The following is a 15,344-nucleotide window of genomic DNA, read 5'->3' as shown; positions in this document are numbered from 1 at the left end:
TTATGCCGAGCCGGCGATCGCCGGACGCGAACTTGCCCAATCGGGAAGCTGGCTCAAGAAGCCCTACACGGCACGAGAGCTTGCCACCCGTTTGCGCCAGCTCTTGGATTGAAGATCCACGTCGAAGCTCCCCATGGCGTGAGATGTGAATGAGATGCGCAGGCTATTTGCCGGGCGCATCCCCTTACACCGATACTTCTAATTTCCGGGTTTCGCCGATCGCTGCGATGGACCATGCGCGTTGACGCGTCGGCAAATCATCGGGCCGAAACTCTGAAGATATCGCACGCGGGTTCCACTTCCTTATTGCAGTGCGGAATCCAATTTCAGAGTCTCATTGCATCAGAATGTTGATTTGAGACATCAATAGGTACATCATAACTCGCGAATATCAGAGTCTGCGTAATATAAGCGATGGATGAATCGTGATTACTGCTGCTCAGATGAGAGCCGCCCGGGCTCTTCTTGGAATCGACCAGCGCCAACTGGCCGAGCGGGCGGGAATTTCGGTGCCGACAATCCAGCGCATGGAGGCCAGCGTCGACGTCGTCCGCGGCAATGTCGATTCTCTGATGCGTTTGCTGGCGGCACTGGAGAACGCCGGGATTGAACTCATCAGAGAGGGCGCTGTCAGTGAGGACGGCGGACGAGGGGTCCGGTTGAAAACGAGAGCCAACCCGCCCGAAGACGGGGCAGGAAGATCACCTGCCCGCAGGAATAAGGCGGGGTCGAGCTCATGACATCGCTTTCCGTCATCCTGTCATGTATTGTCATGTTTCTGGTGACGGGAGGGCTCGGGATTTTGATGAGCCGGTCACACCGGGCGACCCCGGCCATCTATGGGCTGAGCCTTCTTCTCTCGGCCATTGCTTTCGTCACCAGTCTTATGCATCTCGCGACATCTTTCGTTGACGCGCCGACCCTCATCCTTCCCATCGGCCTGCCGTGGCTCGGAGCCCATTTCCGGCTCGACGCGCTCTCCGCCTTCTTCCTGCTCGTGGCCAATCTCGGCGGCACGCTCGCCAGTCTTTACGGTCTCGGCTACGGCCGGCACGAGCATGCGCCGCACCGGGTGCTGCCGTTCTTTCCGGCCTTCATCGCCGGAATGAACCTGGTGCTGCTGGCCGACGATGCGTTCACCTTCCTGATTTCATGGGAGTTCATGTCGCTCGCCTCATGGGCGCTGGTGATGTCGCATCATCGCGATGCGGGCAATCGCAGGGCGGGCTACATCTATATCGTCATGGCAAGCTTCGGGACGCTGGCTCTGCTGCTGGCCTTCGGCCTGCTTGCCGGGCCTCAAGGCGCCTACGGTTTTGCCGCCATTCGCGCGGCTGAACATACGCCGCTGACGGCAGGCCTTGTCCTGATCCTCCTGCTGCTCGGCGCCGGCTCCAAGGCGGGGCTCGTGCCGCTGCACGTCTGGCTGCCGCTGGCTCCCCCCGCCGCGCCGAGCCATGTCTCTGCATTGATGAGCGGCGTCATGACCAAGATCGCGATCTATGGCTTCATCCGCGTCACCTTTGATCTTCTCGGCGCGCCGTTGTGGTGGTCGGGCCTCATCGTCCTGCTGCTGGGCGGAGCGACGGCGGCGCTCGGCATTCTGCATGCCCTGATGGAACGCGACCTCAAACGTCTGCTCGCCTACAGCACCATCGAGAATATCGGCGTCATTTTCGTCAGCCTCGGTTTGGCGCTGGCCTTCAAGGCAAACGGCATGGGACTAGCATCGGCGCTGGCCCTGACCGCTGCGTTGTTCCATGTCCTCAACCATTCGCTCTTCAAGAGCCTGCTCTTCTTCGGCGCCGGCGCGGTGCTGACGGCGACCGGTGAGCGGGACATGGAGAAGCTCGGCGGCCTCATCCATCGCATGCCCGTCACCAGCTTTACCTTCCTTGTGGGCTGTGTCGCAATTTCGGCCTTGCCGCCGTTCAACGGGTTCGCGTCGGAATGGCTTGCCTTCCAGGCCATATTGCAGAGCCCCGACCTGCCGCAATGGGCGCTGAAGATCGCAGTGCCGGCTGTGGGTGGCCTGCTCGCCCTGTCGGCCGCGCTGGCGGCCGCCTGTTTCGTCAAGGCTTTCGGCATCACGTTTCTCGGCCGTCCCCGAACTCCGGCGGCTAGCGAAGTCGCGGACGTGGACCGGTTCTCTCTTGCGGCGATGTGCGCGCTTGCAGGCTTGTGCCTGCTTGCCGGCATCCTGCCGGGGATCGTTATCGACGGCACCTCGCCCGTGGTACTTTCCCTGGTCGGCGATCGCATGCCGGTGCAGATGGATATCCCCTGGCTGTCGATCGTACCGATCGCCGAAAGCCGCAGTTCCTACAACGGCCTGCTGGTCTTCCTGTTCATCGCCGTCTCAGCCTCGGCAACGATCTATGTCGTCCATCGCTGGGCGTCGCGGGCGCTTCGTCGTTCTGCCGCCTGGGATTGCGGCTTTCCCGAAAACAGCCCTTCGACACAATATACGGCAGGCAGCTTCGCCCAGCCCGTCAGGCGCGTCTTCGGCACGCTCGCCATGCGTGCCCGCGAACGGGTGGATATGCCGGCCCCGGGAGATCTCCGGCCAGCCACCTTCTCGGTCGAGCAGCACGATCTGGTCTGGGAGGGACTCTATGTGCCGATCGCGGGCGCCGTCGGGTTCGCTGCCGAGAAGCTCAACCGCCTGCAGTTCCTGTCGATCCGGCGCTATCTGAGCCTGGTCTTCCTTGCGCTTGTTTTCCTGCTTCTGGTGTTGGCGCTATGGTCCTGATTTCGGCTCTTCTCGTTCAGGCTTTCCAGATGGCGCTTGTCGTGCTGCTGGCGCCGCTGCTGACCGGTCTCATCCGCAAGGCCAAGGCGCGGCTGTTGCGCCGGCAGGGCCCCTCGCTGATCCAGCCCTATCGCGATCTCCTGCGGTTGTTCCGCAAGGAGGTCGTCGTCGCGGAGAACGCATCCTGGCTGTTCAGGGTGGCACCTTACCTGATCTTTGCCTCCACCTGGGTGGCGGCGGCCGTCATCCCGACATTCGCGACCGGCCTGATCTTCAGTTGGACGGCGGACCTGATTGCGATCGTCGCCCTTCTGGGCAGTGCGCGGTTCCTCCTGGCGCTCGCTGGCATGGATGTCGGCACCAGCTTCGGTGGGATAGGTTCAAGCCGCGAGGCGATGATCGCAACGCTCGCCGAACCTTCAATGTTGCTCATCATCTTCACGCTTGCCCTGGTGGCCGGCTCGACGCAGCTTTCGACGATCGCCGGGTTCATGAGTTCCCCTGAGGTCGGCTTGCGCGTTTCCCTCGCGATCGCCCTGGTCGCGCTCGTCATGGTGGCGATTGCCGAGAACGCCCGTATTCCGGTGGACAATCCTGCGACCCATCTGGAGCTCACCATGGTGCACGAGGCTATGGTGCTCGAATATTCCGGACGGCATCTCGCGATGATCGAACTGGCGGCGTCGCTCAAGCTGCTCCTCTACATTTCGCTGATCGTCTGCATATTCGTGCCGTGGAAACTAGCGGCCCCGGAAGCGGGGCCGATCGCCTATCTGGCCGGGCTCGTCGTCTATCTGACCAAGCTTGCGGTCGGGGGCGCGCTTCTTGCCTTGTTCGAAACCTCGATCGCCAAAATGCGAGTTTTTCGCGTGCCGGAATTCTTAGGTGCCGCGCTCATGCTCGCGCTGCTTGCCACTCTTCTGCGTTTCGTTTCGAGGAGCCTGTGATGAATGGTCCGGTCTTCGACATCGCTCACATGCTTGCCGGCGGACTGGTGCTGGTGAGCATGATGATGCTCTACCAGGACCGTCTTTATGCCCTGCTCAACGTGTTCGCACTGCACTCGCTGGTGCTGACACTGTCGGTCGCCTGGCAGGCTTTCGTTCAGGACGCGCCGCATCTTTACGTGACCGCGGCCATTGCCCTCATCTTCAAGGCCATCGTCATTCCGGTGGCGCTCCATCGCATGATCCGCCAGCTCGGCATCCATCGCGAGATCGAGACGGTCGTCGGAGTCGGCCCGACCATGCTGGCCGGCATCGGGCTCGTCGCGCTGTCGATCGTGGTCATGCTGCGCGTCACGCCGGAGGCCGATCCGCTTGCCCGTGAAGATCTTGCCTTCGCCCTCTCCGTTCTGCTGCTCGGATTGCTGATTATGGTCACGCGCCGCAATGCGGTCAGCCAGGTCGTCGGTTTCATGTCGCTGGAGAACGGGCTGGTGCTGGCCGCGACCGGCGCCAAGGGGATGCCGCTGGTCGTCGAGATCAGTGTCGCCTTCTCGATCCTGATTGCCTTCATCGTCATCGGCGTCTTCCTGTTCCGCATCCGGGAACGGTTCGATACCGTCGATGTCAGGGCACTCGACGATTTCAGGGGGAGGAGGCGGAAGTGAACGCGCTATCCCCTTTGCTCGCCTTCGATGCGGTGGCGGCGGTCCTGCTGATCCCCGTCGCGGCGGCGGCGCTTCTGGCCCTCTTGCCCGGCTACAGGATCACGGCGCGGCTCAATGTGCTTGCAAGCCTGCTGACGCTGCTCGCCGCCCTTTCCTTGTTCGTCACCGAACGGCCCGAGCCGGGACAATACCTGCTCGTCGATGATCTCAACATCGTCTTCATCGTCCTCAATGCCTTCGTCGGGTTCACCACCAGCATATTCAGCGCAAGCTACATCGCGCACGAACTCGAAACCGGGCGGCTGACGCCGTCGAACCTGCGTTTCTACCATGCCATGTATCAGGTCATGATGTTCGGCATGAACCTCGCCTTCGTCTCGAACAATATCGGGCTGATGTGGGTGGCGGTCGAACTTGCGACACTGACGACGGTGCTGATGGTCGGCATCTATCGGACGCATGAGGCGCTGGAAGCGGCCTGGAAATATTTCATCCTCGGAAGCGTCGGCATCGCCTTTGCGCTCTTCGGCACCATCCTCGTCTATCTCGCCGCGCAGCCGGTCGTCGGCGAAGGTTATGATGCCATGGTCTGGACCATTCTTGTGGAGCATGCCGCTACCTTCGATCCGGCGCTTCTAAATGTCGCCTTTGTCTTTCTGCTTCTGGGTTACGGTACCAAGGTTGGCCTCGCGCCGCTGCATGCCTGGCTGCCGGATGCGCATGCCGAGGGACCGACGCCGATCTCGGCGGTGCTCTCCGGCCTCCTGCTGAACGTCGCACTCTATGCGGTCCTGCGCTTCAAGATCCTGCTTGCCGCCAGTCCCGAGGCGATCGCCGCCGGGCCGCTGATGATGACGATGGGGCTGACGTCGCTGATCTTTGCCGCCTTCATGCTCTATCGCCGCCGCGACATCAAACGCCTGTTTGCCTATTCCTCGATCGAGCACATGGGCATCATCGTCTTCGCTTTCGGGTTGGGCGGGCCACTCGCCAATTTTGCCGGCCTGCTGCACATGGTCATGCACTCGCTCACCAAATCGGCGATCTTCTTCGCCGTCGGCCATGTCGCCCAGATCAAGGGAACGCAAAGGCTTTCCGCCATCCGCGGCCTGACCGAGACGCATCCTGGCCTGGGCTGGGGATTGCTCGCCGGCGTCATTGCCATTGCCGGCCTGCCGCCGATGGGTATTTTCATGAGCGAGTTCCTGATCGTGAGCTCCACCTTCGCACGACATCCGCTGCTCGCGATCCCGCTTGTCTTCGGGTTGTTGGTTGCATTCGGGGCCCTGCTTCTGCGGCTGACAGGGGTGGCATTCGGCCAACCACGGGGCAGCGTAGCCCCGGGCAAGGCGTCCTATATTCCCATGTACGCCCATCTGGCGCTGGTACTCGGCGCCGGCATTTATCTGCCGCCGCCGCTGGTCGCCTGGTTCCAGCATATCGCCAACCTTCTTCGATGATGAGGGGGACGGGTATGCCGATGCTGAGCAATTTCATCCGGACCGGTCGCCTCATCGAGGCGCATCAACCTTGGCCACGTATCGTTGTCGATGCCGATGCCTGGGTTTTCCTGGCCGAGGCTCTCCGGGATGGACACTTGACCTTGCTCGGCCTTTGGGGCGAACGGAACAGGGTGCATATGGCGCTGCTGGACGAAGTCGACGGCGCGGTCTGCGTCGCCAGCCTTGAGGGGCTGGAGGGGGCCTATCCTTCCGTCGCGCGACATCACTCACCAGCGCTTCGCCTGGAACGGACGGTCCGCGATCTGACGGGTCTTGAACCCGAAGGTTTGCCGGATACCCGGCCTTGGCTCGACCATCGGCGCTGGGATATCCGCTTCCCGCTCGGAGAGGAGGCGCTCCGTTCTTCCGAAGCGGCTCCTTACGAATTTCTGCCGGCGACAGGAGAAAGCCTGCACCAGATTCCGGTCGGACCGGTCCATGCCGGCATCATCGAACCGGGGCATTTCAGGTTCACCGCCAATGGCGAGACAGTCGTTCGCCTCGAAGAGCGTCTCGGTTATGTCCACAAGGGGATCGAAGCTCTGATGGCGGGTGCGGACATCGACAAAGCGCTCCAGCTCGCCGGACGGACATCAGGCGACAGTACGGTTGCCTACGCCTATGCGTTCTCGCGGGCCGTGGAGGCAGCGTTCGGGCTCGAAATACCGGGACGCGCGGTCTGGCTCAGGGCACTCATGGCGGAACTCGAACGACTTGCCAACCATCTCGGTGATATCGGCGCCATCTGCAACGACGCGGCATTTTCATTGATGCTCGCCCATTGCGGCGTGTTGCGCGAGCGGGTGCTGCGGGCGGCGGACATCGCTTTTGGGCATCGCCTGATGCGCGACCGCATCGTGCCCGGCGGCGTCGTTGCCGACCTCGATGACATCGGTATCACCGCCTTGCGGGAATTGCTCGCGGAAATCCGCCGCCGGTTTCCGGCCCTGATGGAACTCTACGACAATACCGCCTCTTTGCAGGACCGGACCGTTGGAACCGGCCGACTCGTGCCGGAACTCGCCCGCCAGTATGGCGCGGGCGGTTATGTCGGACGTGCGTCAGGCCGCGATTTCGATGCTCGGCGCGCCTTGCGCTATCTGCCCTACGGAGAACTTGCCTTCGACGTGCCGGTTCTGCGCGAGGGTGATGTCAATGCGCGCGTCTGGGTTCGCATTCGGGAGGTGGAGAGCAGTCTGTCGCTGGTCGAACAGATCCTCGACCGGCTCCCGGCCGGGCCGGTGCGGATCGAGGTCCCCGAAAACGGCGAGGTGAGGGAGGGCATGGCGATGGTCGAGGGCTTTCGCGGCGATGTGCTGGTCTGGCTCCGGCTTGCCGGGAATACGGTGGAACGCTGCCATCTGCGCGACCCTTCCTGGTTCCAGTGGCCGCTGCTGGAGGCAGTCATCGAGGGCAATATCGTCGCCGATTTTCCCCTCTGCAACAAATCGTTCAACTGTTCCTATTCCGGCCACGATCTCTGAAGGGAGGCCGTCATGCGCAAGCTCCTTTTTGGAAGTGTGATCCGACCGCCATTGACCGAACCGGCGCCGGATATTTCCGATGTGGCGGCGGAGGAACTGGCGGCGGCGCTCGACAAGGCGGCCCGCCGGCGGCTCGGCCGCAGCCTGTCGATCCGCGCCGTCGATGCGGGGTCCTGCAACGGCTGCGAACTCGAAATGCATGCGCTCAGCAATGCCTTTTACGACATCGAGCGTTTTGGCATACGTTTCGTCGCCTCCCCCCGGCATGCAGACGTCCTGATGGTAACGGGGCCGGTGACGAGGAACATGAGCGAGGCCCTGTTGCGAACCTACAACGCCACGCCCGCACCCAAATGGGTGGTCGCGCTCGGCGGCTGTGCCCGCGACGGCGGCTGCTTTGCCGGCAGCTATGCGGTCGTGGGCGGGGTTTCGAAGGTCGTTCCGGTAGACCTCCATATTCCGGGCTGCCCGCCCTCTCCGACGGACATCCTCAAAGGTCTGCTCGCGCTGCTTGAGCAGTCGGACAAGGGAGCCCGCGCTTCGTGAGGACGGTCTTCCATGATGCGACGTCTCCAGGCAGCACTCTTCGCAACCGGCGCCCATATAGCAGCTCTGCTCACAGCAGCGTTCTCATCACTTGCAGGTATCCGGAGACGGCGATCTCCGCTAAAGCCGCTCCGCCGCTCGCGCCATAAAGGCCCGGAAAACTATCCGGCGGATCAGGTCACGCGCCTCGCGGTCGATGCCAGCGAGCAGGTTTTCCGGCGGGATTTCAAATGGTTCTTTCGTCGGATACCGGAGTCCGATATCGGCATAGAGGCGCGGGCGGAAATTCTCGATGAAGGGAGAGCCACGGGCCGGTTCATGGCGCTGCACATCCGGTCAGAAACGTCCTGTGTCCGGGAAGAGGAAGGATACCTTTATCATGGGCGCAAGGAGCACCTGGACTATTGGACGAGGCATTCGCTGCCGGTCTATCTTCTCGTTGCCGACACGATCGGAAAACGGATCGTTTGGCAGCGCATCGAACGGCCTTTCTGCCGGGAGACAGAAGCGGAATGGTCGATCGTCGTGCCGGATGCCAATCGGCTCGACGCCGCGGCACGGCTGCTTTTCGAAGAGGCAATCCCCGCCGATCCCGAAGCCCTGATGCGTTCGATCTTTGCCCTCGACCGTCCGCTGATGGAGGACATGCAAGATCGGATAACTGTCTTCGTCTGGGATGAATGGATCGACCCGCCTTCGACCTTCTGCAATCTCCGCATCTATTTCAAGGAAGACAGAGATAGCGGTCCGGACATGCGGTTCGACTACCATTTGCGGGCAGACAGTCTCCACGAGATCATGACCAGACTTTTCCCGTGGGCGAGCTATTCCTATGCCGAACCGATTGCGGAATATTCGGAAAAGATCGCCGTTCACGTGCTGGACGTTGAACTGCGTCCGGAAGCCTGTGCCTATCTCGATGCCGAAAGCTTTCTGGAGGCAGGCTACCCGCACGAAAAGGAACCAACCGCTCCGGAGCCAGAGGATTTCATGACGCAAGAGGAGGAGCGTGAATTCTGGCGCAAACGCGGCGTCAACCGGGCTTCCGATGACCGGGAAAACTGATGTGTCGGCGCCAGCTCTCTTTATAATCTGTCAGGTGATGGATGCGGCCCTCGAATCGGGCAAATTTCTTGGCCTCGACCGAAGGCATTCCCGCCAGCAGCGCAGCACCCTGGCTTGTTCCGGTTGATCCAGGCAGCGCAATCACCTCGCGGCCCAGCAACGATGCCAGCGTGCGAAGGTATGCGGCATTCGAGGCAAACGGACCTTCCACCAGAACAGGTCCTTTGGCGCCAATCAGGTGGAGGCAGGTCTCTGTCATCAGCGCGAGATAGAGACAGGCGGCGGTCCAGCGTTCGTCTGTCGAGGTGCCCCTGTCGTTGATCCATTGCCGTTCGTGGCCGGGGAAGGGGCCTGAGCCTGCTGCAATATTCGGCAGCAGCATGACACCTTTTTCGATTACTGCAGGCATCGCGGCCAGGGCGGCCTCCAGCGGGAACTCGCCAAGCTCGGCGGTCAAAAGTTCGAATTCGCGGCCGCCCATAAAGCGGGAGGAGGGCACCGCGCGGCCATAGGCATCGACATTGGCGAGTGTATCGCGCTCAGGATCGAGATGGTCGAGATCACCGCCGGCCGCAAAACTCACCACCCACGTGCCGGTCGAGACGACGGCGAAAGGCGGCTCGCGTCCAATCAGGTGCGGCAGCAGCGAGGCGTTGGAATCATGGATGCCGCAATATACCTGAACCGGTTTCATGAGGCCGATTCTTTCGGCGATCTCCGGCAGGACCGGCCCCAAAGCATCAAAGGCGGAGCGCACCGGCGCCATGAAGTTCCGGATGCCGAGCGCATCGACGAGCGAGGAGTAGGCGCCTTCGCGCGGTCGCCAGAGGTCCGTATGGCAACCTAGCGAGGTGACCTCGTTCGCCGCTACTCCGGTCAACCTCCACGCCCAGTATTGTGGATAGGTCAGGATCGTCCGCACCCGGGCGAAATCCTCCGGAAAGACCGTCTTCTGGTAATGGAGTTGCGCCCCGACATTCAAGCCGCCGGAAAGGGGCGGCGAGAAGGTCTCTGAGAAGGGCGGCCGAAGAGCTGCATAGGCCTTTTGAATTTCTTCCGGATATTGATGCTCGTAGTCCAGGGCCGGCAAGGCGAGATTGCCCGTGTCATCCAGAAGCACGGCAGCTGCGCCATGCGTGGTGATGGAGATCGCATCGAAGCCGGGTTGTTGCGCGAAGTTGGTCAGCGCTTCCAGCACAAAGGTCCACAGCGCTTCCGTATCGTAGTGAGGATATGGCGGATCGGAGAGAACCCGGTTCGGCATGCGCCGTTCGGCGATCTCCTGGCCAGTTGCGAAATCGAGCACGACGACCTTGGCGTTGGTCTTGCCGATGTCGAGGACGGCGATCTTTCCCGGCTCGTTCATGGCAAGTGAAATACCGTCACGAGGTCGGTCGCGACCGGCGAATTGTCCGGATTGGTTTCCATGATATCGGCCATATGTGCCCACCACTTCTTCATGACCGGATGGTCCGGCAGGCCCGCCATGCCATGGTTCTGTGGACGGGTCAGCACCCCGAAGAGGATATTGGTTTCGCGATCGAGATGAATGGAATAGTCGCTGACACCTGCCTGGTGCAGCAGATCGACCAGTTCCGACCAGATCTCGTCATGACGCTTCCGGTATTCCGCCTCCATGCCCGGATTGAGCTTCATCTTGAAGGCATATTTTTCCAGAGTCATCGGCTCATTTCCCTGATGCGGCGGGTAATGATCGGCACGGCGATGGTGATGATCAAAAGCAGACCGACGAAGATCGACATGACGATGCCGGGTACGTTGAGCAGGCCCAACCCGAAGGTGACGAGCCCCATGACGAAGGCGGCAATGACGACGCCGGCGATCGTGCCGGCGCCGCCGAGGATCGAAACACCACCCAGCACGACCATGGTGACGATTTCCAGCTCCCAGCCCTGTGCGATCGATGGCCGGGTGGAACCGAGCCGCGAGGTGAGGCAGACGGAAGCGACGCCGGCCATCAGTCCGGTCAGGAGGAAGAGGATGAATTTGACCCGCTCCACCGGAATCCCTGAAAAACGCGCAGCGAATTCATTATTGCCGATGACGTAAATCTGCCGACCGAAATTCGTCGCATGCAGGAGGACGGAGAAGGCAATGGCGAGGACGATGAACAGCACGAATTCGAAGGAGAAGACCCAGGCGACGTAGCCCTGTCCGAAGTAAGCGAAGCTCTCCGGATATTTGCCATAGGCCTGGTCGCCGAGCACAATGTAGGAAATGCCCCGGAAGAGGCTCATCGTGCCGATCGTCACCACAATGGACGGAAGGCGCAAACCTGCGACAAGCAGTCCATTGAAGGCCCCGCAGACAAGCCCGGTGCCGATGCCGATCGTCACCAGTCCAGGCGTGCCGATACCAGCCTGTGCGGCTGCGCCCATCGCCGTCGAAGCAAGCGCGATGATTGCCGCGACCGACAGGTCGATCTCGCCGGCAATGACGAGCAAAGCCATGGCAAAGGCGATCATCGCCTTTTCGGTGAAATTGAACGTCGCGTCGGAGAGATTCCAGGCGTTGAGGAAGTAGGGCGAGGCGAAGGCGTTAAAGATGAAGATCAGCACCGCCACGCCGAAGAGCAGGATTTCCCAGCTGCCGAGCATGCGCGAGGCTTTCGTCCCAAGCCGGTCTGGAATAACTCGTTTCGTGGTAGCGACGTCGTTCATGCGGTTACCTCGGGAGCTGCGCGGTTGCGCAGGATGATGCGGCCCGCCTTCTTTTCGGCACGGGCATTGAAGACGACGGCGAGTACGATGACGATGCCGGAAATTGCCATTTGGGCGAAGGGCGATATGCCAATGACTGGCAAGGCATTCTTGATAACGCCGAGGAACAGGGCGCCAAGCACTGCGCCAGCAACGGTGCCAATGCCGCCGGCAATGGATATGCCGCCGATCACGCAGGCTGCAACCGTATCGAGCTCGAAACCGGCTGCAATATCCACATAGGCAACGGCATAGCGCGATACCCAGAGATAGCTGGAAAGACCGGCCAGCGCGCCCGACAAGACGAAGGCGAGGAAGCGCGTCCGACCGATATCGATTCCGGCATAGACCGCGGCGGTCGGGTTGCCACCGGAGGCATACGCCGCGCGGCCGAAGGGGAGGCGCGTCAGGACGAACCATGCACTGATGACGATGAGGATTGCGATCCAGGAGAGGACCGGCAGGCCGAGCACCGGCATGCGAGGGACATTGAGGAAAGCCGGCGTCATCTGATGCGCATTGACCCAGCCGCCGCCCGAGAGCACGAAGGCCATGCCACGATAGATGGTCAGCGTGCCAAGGGTGACGACGATCGGCGGGATCTGCAGCGCCCAGACGAGAAAGCCGTTGATGGCTCCGAGCAAAGCGCCGATGCCGATTGCCATGACGATCAGGAGCGCCAGCGGCAGGTCGGGGTAGGCGGCGTTGGTCATCGCCACCGCCATGCCGGTAAAGGCGAGGTTGGCGGCGACCGAAAGGTCGATCGATTTCGTCAGGATCACCGTCATCTGGCCGAGCGCCAGGATGATCAGGATCGAGGTGTCGTTAAAGATGTTGGCGAGATTGCCCGGCGAGGCGAAGCCCGGCGCACGGGTCGAGAAGGCGGCCACCATGATCGCAATGATGACGATGAGAAGGATTTCGCGGTTTTTCAGGAGGCGGTTCATCTGTCTTTCCTCACTGATTGCCGGTTGCAGCACGCACAAGCACTTCGGCGCTGAGACGATCACGTTCGAAAATGCCGGCGGAGAGGCCTTCGCGCATCACCATCACCCGATCGGACATGCCAAGGATTTCCGGAAGTTCGGAGGAGACCATGATGATCGACAGGCCCTGCGCGGCCAGTTCGCTGATGAAGCCGTGAACGGCCGCCTTGGAGCCGATATCGATACCTTTGGTCGGCTCGTCGAGAATGATCACCTTCGGCTGGGTCGCCAGCCATTTGCCGATCACCACTTTCTGCTGGTTGCCGCCGGACAGTGTGCCGACCGGCACGGAAAGGGCGGCGGCGCGCAGATCCAGCCTCTCGGCATATTTGCGGGCGAGTGCCAATTCGTTGGCCGCCTTCAGGAAACCGGAGCGCGACGTCTTCTTGAGAGACGGTAGCGACATGTTCTGGAAGATCGGCATGGGCAGCGCCAGGCCATGGCGGCCGCGCTCTTCCGGCACGTAGACGATGCCGGCGCGGATCGCATCGCTCGATGAGTGGATATCGATCGGCTGACCTTCCAGAGTGAGGCGGCCGGATGAAGGTCGGGTGATGCCGAACAGCGACTGGCAAAGCTCCGAGCGACCGGCGCCGATCAGACCGTAGAGCCCGAGGATTTCGCCTCGCCGGAGTTCGAAGGAAATGTCGCGGAATTCTGTCGGATGGCTGTAGCTCTGGACTGAGAGAACCGGTCCGCCGATCTCGACATTGACTTTCGGAAAGACGTCCTTGACGTCGCGGCCGACCATCAGGCGGACGATCTCGTCCTGCGGCGTCGTTTTCAGCTTGCCCTGGCCGACGGCGCGACCGTCGCGGAAGACCACGAAGTTCTCGGCGATCTCGTAGACCTCGTCGAACTTGTGGCTGATGAAGAGGATCGCCTTGCCCTGGCGCTTCAGGTTCTGGACAATGCGGAACAGGTCGTCGATTTCCTTGCGGGAAAGGGCGGCCGTCGGCTCGTCCATGATGACGATGCGCGCCTCGACCGAAAGCGCCCTGGCGATCGCTACGAGATGGCGCTGGGCGATCGAGAGGTCGCGCAACCGGATCGTCGGGTCGATCTCGCTTTCGAGCTGCCGCATGAGCGTTTTTGAGCGCTCGTTGATCTGCCGCCAGTCGATCGTGCCGAAACGGGTGCGCGGCGCGTGGCCGAGAAAGATGTTCTCTCCGACGCTCAGCTCGTCGAACAGCACGGTCTCCTGGTGGATGGCGGTGACGCCTGCATCGATCGCAGCCTGCGCACTGTGAAAGACGATCGGCTGGCCGTCGATCAGGATCTCGCCCTCATTGGGGCGGTAGATACCGGTAAGGATTTTGACCAGCGTCGATTTGCCGGCGCCGTTTTCGCCGATCAATGCCGTCACCTGGCCGGGATAGAGTTTGATGCTGACACCGTCGAGGGCCTTCACGCCCGGAAATATCTGGCTGATGCCGCGCATTTCGAGGATTGGTGTTTCGGTAGCGATTGGCTGTATTTCGATCATCGGTGCCGCGGCGTTCATCATCGGTTTCACCTGCAAAAGCCCCTCATCCGCCTGCCGGCACCTTCTCCCCGCATGCAGGGAGAAGGGATATGCCGCATCGTTTTCCTTCATCCGCAATGTTGCGTGTGGCACGTTCCCTCTCCCCGCGGGCGGGGAAAGGGTTAGGGTGAGGGGCAACTTGCTTGCGGCTCAGAAAATCTTCGAGAACTCGTCGATATTGGAGGCATTGTAGACGAACGGGTCGGACATCGCGGCTTCGCCGTTGTCGTCGATCTTGATCGCGCCCATGCGGCCTGCCTTGATCTCGGAGCCCGGCTTGCCGTCCGCGTTGCCCTTGACGATGTGATAGGCGATCTGCGTTGCAGAATAGCCGAGGTCGATCGGGTTCCAGATCGCGAATTCCTTCGTCGCGCCCGACTTGATGGCGCCAGCCATTTCAGATGGCAGGCCGAGACCGGTCACGTAGACCTGGCCGATCTTGCCGGCATCCTTGACGGCCTGCGATGCAGCCAGCACGCCGACTGTGGTCGGGGCGACGATGACCTTTACGTTCGGCTGCGAGGTGAGCAAGCCCTGGGCTTCGCGATAGGACTTGTCGGCCAGGTCGTCCCCGTAAACGGTGGTGGCGAGGTTGAGGCCGGGGAAATCCTTGAGCTGCTTCTTCATTTCGGCGATCCAGGTGTTCTGGTTCGTCGAGGTGGTGGTGGCAGACAGGATCGCGAAATCGCCCTTGCCGCCTTCCAGATGGTTCTTGGCGAGCGTCAGGCACATCCTGCCGATCAGCTCGTTGGAAGACGGATTCAGATGCATGATGCGACCTTCAGGCGCCACACCGGAATCCCAGGAAATTACCTTGATGCCGCGCTGAGCAGCCTTCTTCAGCGCCGGAACGACGGCATCCGGATCGTTGGCGGAAATGGCGATCGCATCGACGCCCTGCGCGATCAGCGAATTGATCACTTCGATCTGGCCTTCGGCCGTGGTCGTCGTCGGGCCGGTATAGATGACCTCGACGCCGCCGAGTTCCTTCGCTGCTTCCTGCGCGCCCTTGTTGGCGGCTTCGAAGAAGCCGTTGCCGAGCGATTTGACGACAAGGGCGATCTTCATGTCGGCGGCACTTGCGGCCGTCGTCATGGCGGCAAAGGCGAGCGCCACGCCGAGCGCAAGTTTCTTGGCTAGTTTCATTTTCAG

14 protein-coding genes are annotated in these 15,344 nt (G+C 61.5%); 8 read left to right on the top strand and 6 right to left on the bottom strand.

Features of this window, described 5'->3' with window-relative positions; translation table 11 throughout:
* Positions 1–425 precede the first annotated feature (425 nt).
* From JL39_RS16815 to JL39_RS16780, 8 genes are read left to right on the top strand one after another with little or no spacing between them, the layout of a single operon-like run.
* The gene (locus JL39_RS16815) at positions 426–740 is read left to right on the top strand and encodes a helix-turn-helix transcriptional regulator (protein WP_200883969.1); all 315 of its coding nucleotides are present in this window, start codon (positions 426–428) and stop codon (positions 738–740) included.
* Positions 737–2,752, top strand: a complete 2,016-nt coding sequence (gene hyfB / locus JL39_RS16810; protein WP_037152857.1) for a hydrogenase 4 subunit B — start codon at positions 737–739, stop codon at positions 2,750–2,752. The genes JL39_RS16815 and hyfB overlap by 4 nt, the downstream gene beginning before the upstream one ends.
* Entirely contained in the window at positions 2,743–3,699 is a 957-nt protein-coding gene (locus tag JL39_RS16805; RefSeq protein WP_037152854.1) for an NADH-quinone oxidoreductase subunit H, read from the top strand. Before hyfB ends, JL39_RS16805 begins: the two co-directional genes overlap by 10 nt.
* Entirely contained in the window at positions 3,699–4,364 is a 666-nt protein-coding gene (locus JL39_RS16800; RefSeq protein ID WP_037152851.1) for a hydrogenase-4 component E, read from the top strand. The genes JL39_RS16805 and JL39_RS16800 overlap by 1 nt, the downstream gene beginning before the upstream one ends.
* Positions 4,361–5,824 carry a hydrogenase 4 subunit F gene (locus tag JL39_RS16795; RefSeq protein ID WP_037152847.1) on the top strand — a complete coding sequence of 488 codons (1,464 nt, stop codon included), beginning with the start codon at positions 4,361–4,363 and terminating at the stop codon, positions 5,822–5,824. The genes JL39_RS16800 and JL39_RS16795 overlap by 4 nt, the downstream gene beginning before the upstream one ends.
* 14 nt (positions 5,825–5,838) lie before the next feature.
* Positions 5,839–7,350 carry a nickel-dependent hydrogenase large subunit gene (locus JL39_RS16790; RefSeq protein WP_037152845.1) on the top strand — a complete coding sequence of 504 codons (1,512 nt, stop codon included), beginning with the start codon at positions 5,839–5,841 and terminating at the stop codon, positions 7,348–7,350.
* Between the two features lie 12 nt (positions 7,351–7,362).
* On the top strand, positions 7,363–7,896 hold the full coding sequence (locus tag JL39_RS16785; RefSeq protein WP_037152842.1) for an NADH-quinone oxidoreductase subunit B family protein: 534 nt from the start codon (positions 7,363–7,365) through the stop codon (positions 7,894–7,896).
* Between the two features lie 12 nt (positions 7,897–7,908).
* Complete coding sequence (locus JL39_RS16780) at positions 7,909–8,961, top strand: DUF4365 domain-containing protein (protein WP_037152840.1); 1,053 nt, start codon at positions 7,909–7,911, stop codon at positions 8,959–8,961.
* Here JL39_RS16780 and JL39_RS16775 read toward each other — a convergent pair.
* The 6 genes from JL39_RS16775 to rhaS all read right to left on the bottom strand — a co-directional run bounded on the left by JL39_RS16775 (position 8,930) and on the right by rhaS (position 15,338).
* Positions 8,930–10,327, bottom strand: a complete 1,398-nt coding sequence (locus tag JL39_RS16775; protein ID WP_037152837.1) for an FGGY-family carbohydrate kinase — start codon at positions 10,325–10,327, stop codon at positions 8,930–8,932. The two genes, JL39_RS16780 and JL39_RS16775, sit on opposite strands and share 32 nt — an antisense overlap.
* The gene (gene rhaM, locus JL39_RS16770) at positions 10,324–10,644 is read right to left on the bottom strand and encodes an L-rhamnose mutarotase (protein ID WP_037152834.1); all 321 of its coding nucleotides are present in this window, start codon (positions 10,642–10,644) and stop codon (positions 10,324–10,326) included. The genes JL39_RS16775 and rhaM overlap by 4 nt, the downstream gene beginning before the upstream one ends.
* Positions 10,641–11,642: an ABC transporter permease gene (locus JL39_RS16765; RefSeq protein ID WP_037152832.1), complete on the bottom strand. Its 1,002-nt coding sequence runs from the start codon at positions 11,640–11,642 to the stop codon at positions 10,641–10,643. Before JL39_RS16765 ends, rhaM begins: the two co-directional genes overlap by 4 nt.
* Positions 11,639–12,628: an ABC transporter permease gene (locus JL39_RS16760; protein ID WP_037152828.1), complete on the bottom strand. Its 990-nt coding sequence runs from the start codon at positions 12,626–12,628 to the stop codon at positions 11,639–11,641. Before JL39_RS16760 ends, JL39_RS16765 begins: the two co-directional genes overlap by 4 nt.
* Positions 12,629–12,638: 10 nt before the next feature.
* Positions 12,639–14,174 (bottom strand): sugar ABC transporter ATP-binding protein, encoded by a 1,536-nt coding sequence (locus JL39_RS16755; RefSeq protein ID WP_052182969.1) that lies wholly within the window; start codon positions 14,172–14,174, stop codon positions 12,639–12,641.
* Positions 14,175–14,342: 168 nt separating this feature from the next.
* Positions 14,343–15,338: a rhamnose ABC transporter substrate-binding protein gene (gene rhaS / locus JL39_RS16750; protein ID WP_037152826.1), complete on the bottom strand. Its 996-nt coding sequence runs from the start codon at positions 15,336–15,338 to the stop codon at positions 14,343–14,345.
* Positions 15,339–15,344: the final 6 nt, after the last annotated feature.

It is taken from the genome of Rhizobium sp. YS-1r (assembly GCF_000757525.1).
Taxonomy (GTDB): Bacteria; Pseudomonadota; Alphaproteobacteria; order Rhizobiales; family Rhizobiaceae; genus Neorhizobium; species Neorhizobium petrolearium.
The sequence above is the reverse complement of the archived record's forward strand: the minus strand, read 5'-3'. Positions and strand labels throughout refer to the sequence as shown.

Excerpts from the sequence above, each read along its gene's own strand:
- hyfB (WP_037152857.1), top strand. The coding sequence starts at position 737 with ATGACATCGCTTTCCGTCATCCTGTCATGTATTGTCATGTTTCTGGTG.
- JL39_RS16805 (WP_037152854.1), top strand. The coding sequence starts at position 2,743 with ATGGTCCTGATTTCGGCTCTTCTCGTTCAGGCTTTCCAGATGGCGCTT.
- JL39_RS16800 (WP_037152851.1), top strand. The coding sequence starts at position 3,699 with ATGAATGGTCCGGTCTTCGACATCGCTCACATGCTTGCCGGCGGACTG.
- JL39_RS16790 (WP_037152845.1), top strand. The coding sequence starts at position 5,839 with ATGCCGATGCTGAGCAATTTCATCCGGACCGGTCGCCTCATCGAGGCG.
- JL39_RS16785 (WP_037152842.1), top strand. The coding sequence starts at position 7,363 with ATGCGCAAGCTCCTTTTTGGAAGTGTGATCCGACCGCCATTGACCGAA.
- JL39_RS16780 (WP_037152840.1), top strand. The coding sequence starts at position 7,909 with ATGATGCGACGTCTCCAGGCAGCACTCTTCGCAACCGGCGCCCATATA.
- JL39_RS16775 (WP_037152837.1), bottom strand. The coding sequence starts at position 10,327 with ATGAACGAGCCGGGAAAGATCGCCGTCCTCGACATCGGCAAGACCAAC.
- rhaM (WP_037152834.1), bottom strand. The coding sequence starts at position 10,644 with ATGACTCTGGAAAAATATGCCTTCAAGATGAAGCTCAATCCGGGCATG.
- JL39_RS16765 (WP_037152832.1), bottom strand. The coding sequence starts at position 11,642 with ATGAACGACGTCGCTACCACGAAACGAGTTATTCCAGACCGGCTTGGG.
- JL39_RS16760 (WP_037152828.1), bottom strand. The coding sequence starts at position 12,628 with ATGAACCGCCTCCTGAAAAACCGCGAAATCCTTCTCATCGTCATCATT.
- JL39_RS16755 (WP_052182969.1), bottom strand. The coding sequence starts at position 14,174 with ATGATGAACGCCGCGGCACCGATGATCGAAATACAGCCAATCGCTACC.
- rhaS (WP_037152826.1), bottom strand. The coding sequence starts at position 15,338 with ATGAAACTAGCCAAGAAACTTGCGCTCGGCGTGGCGCTCGCCTTTGCC.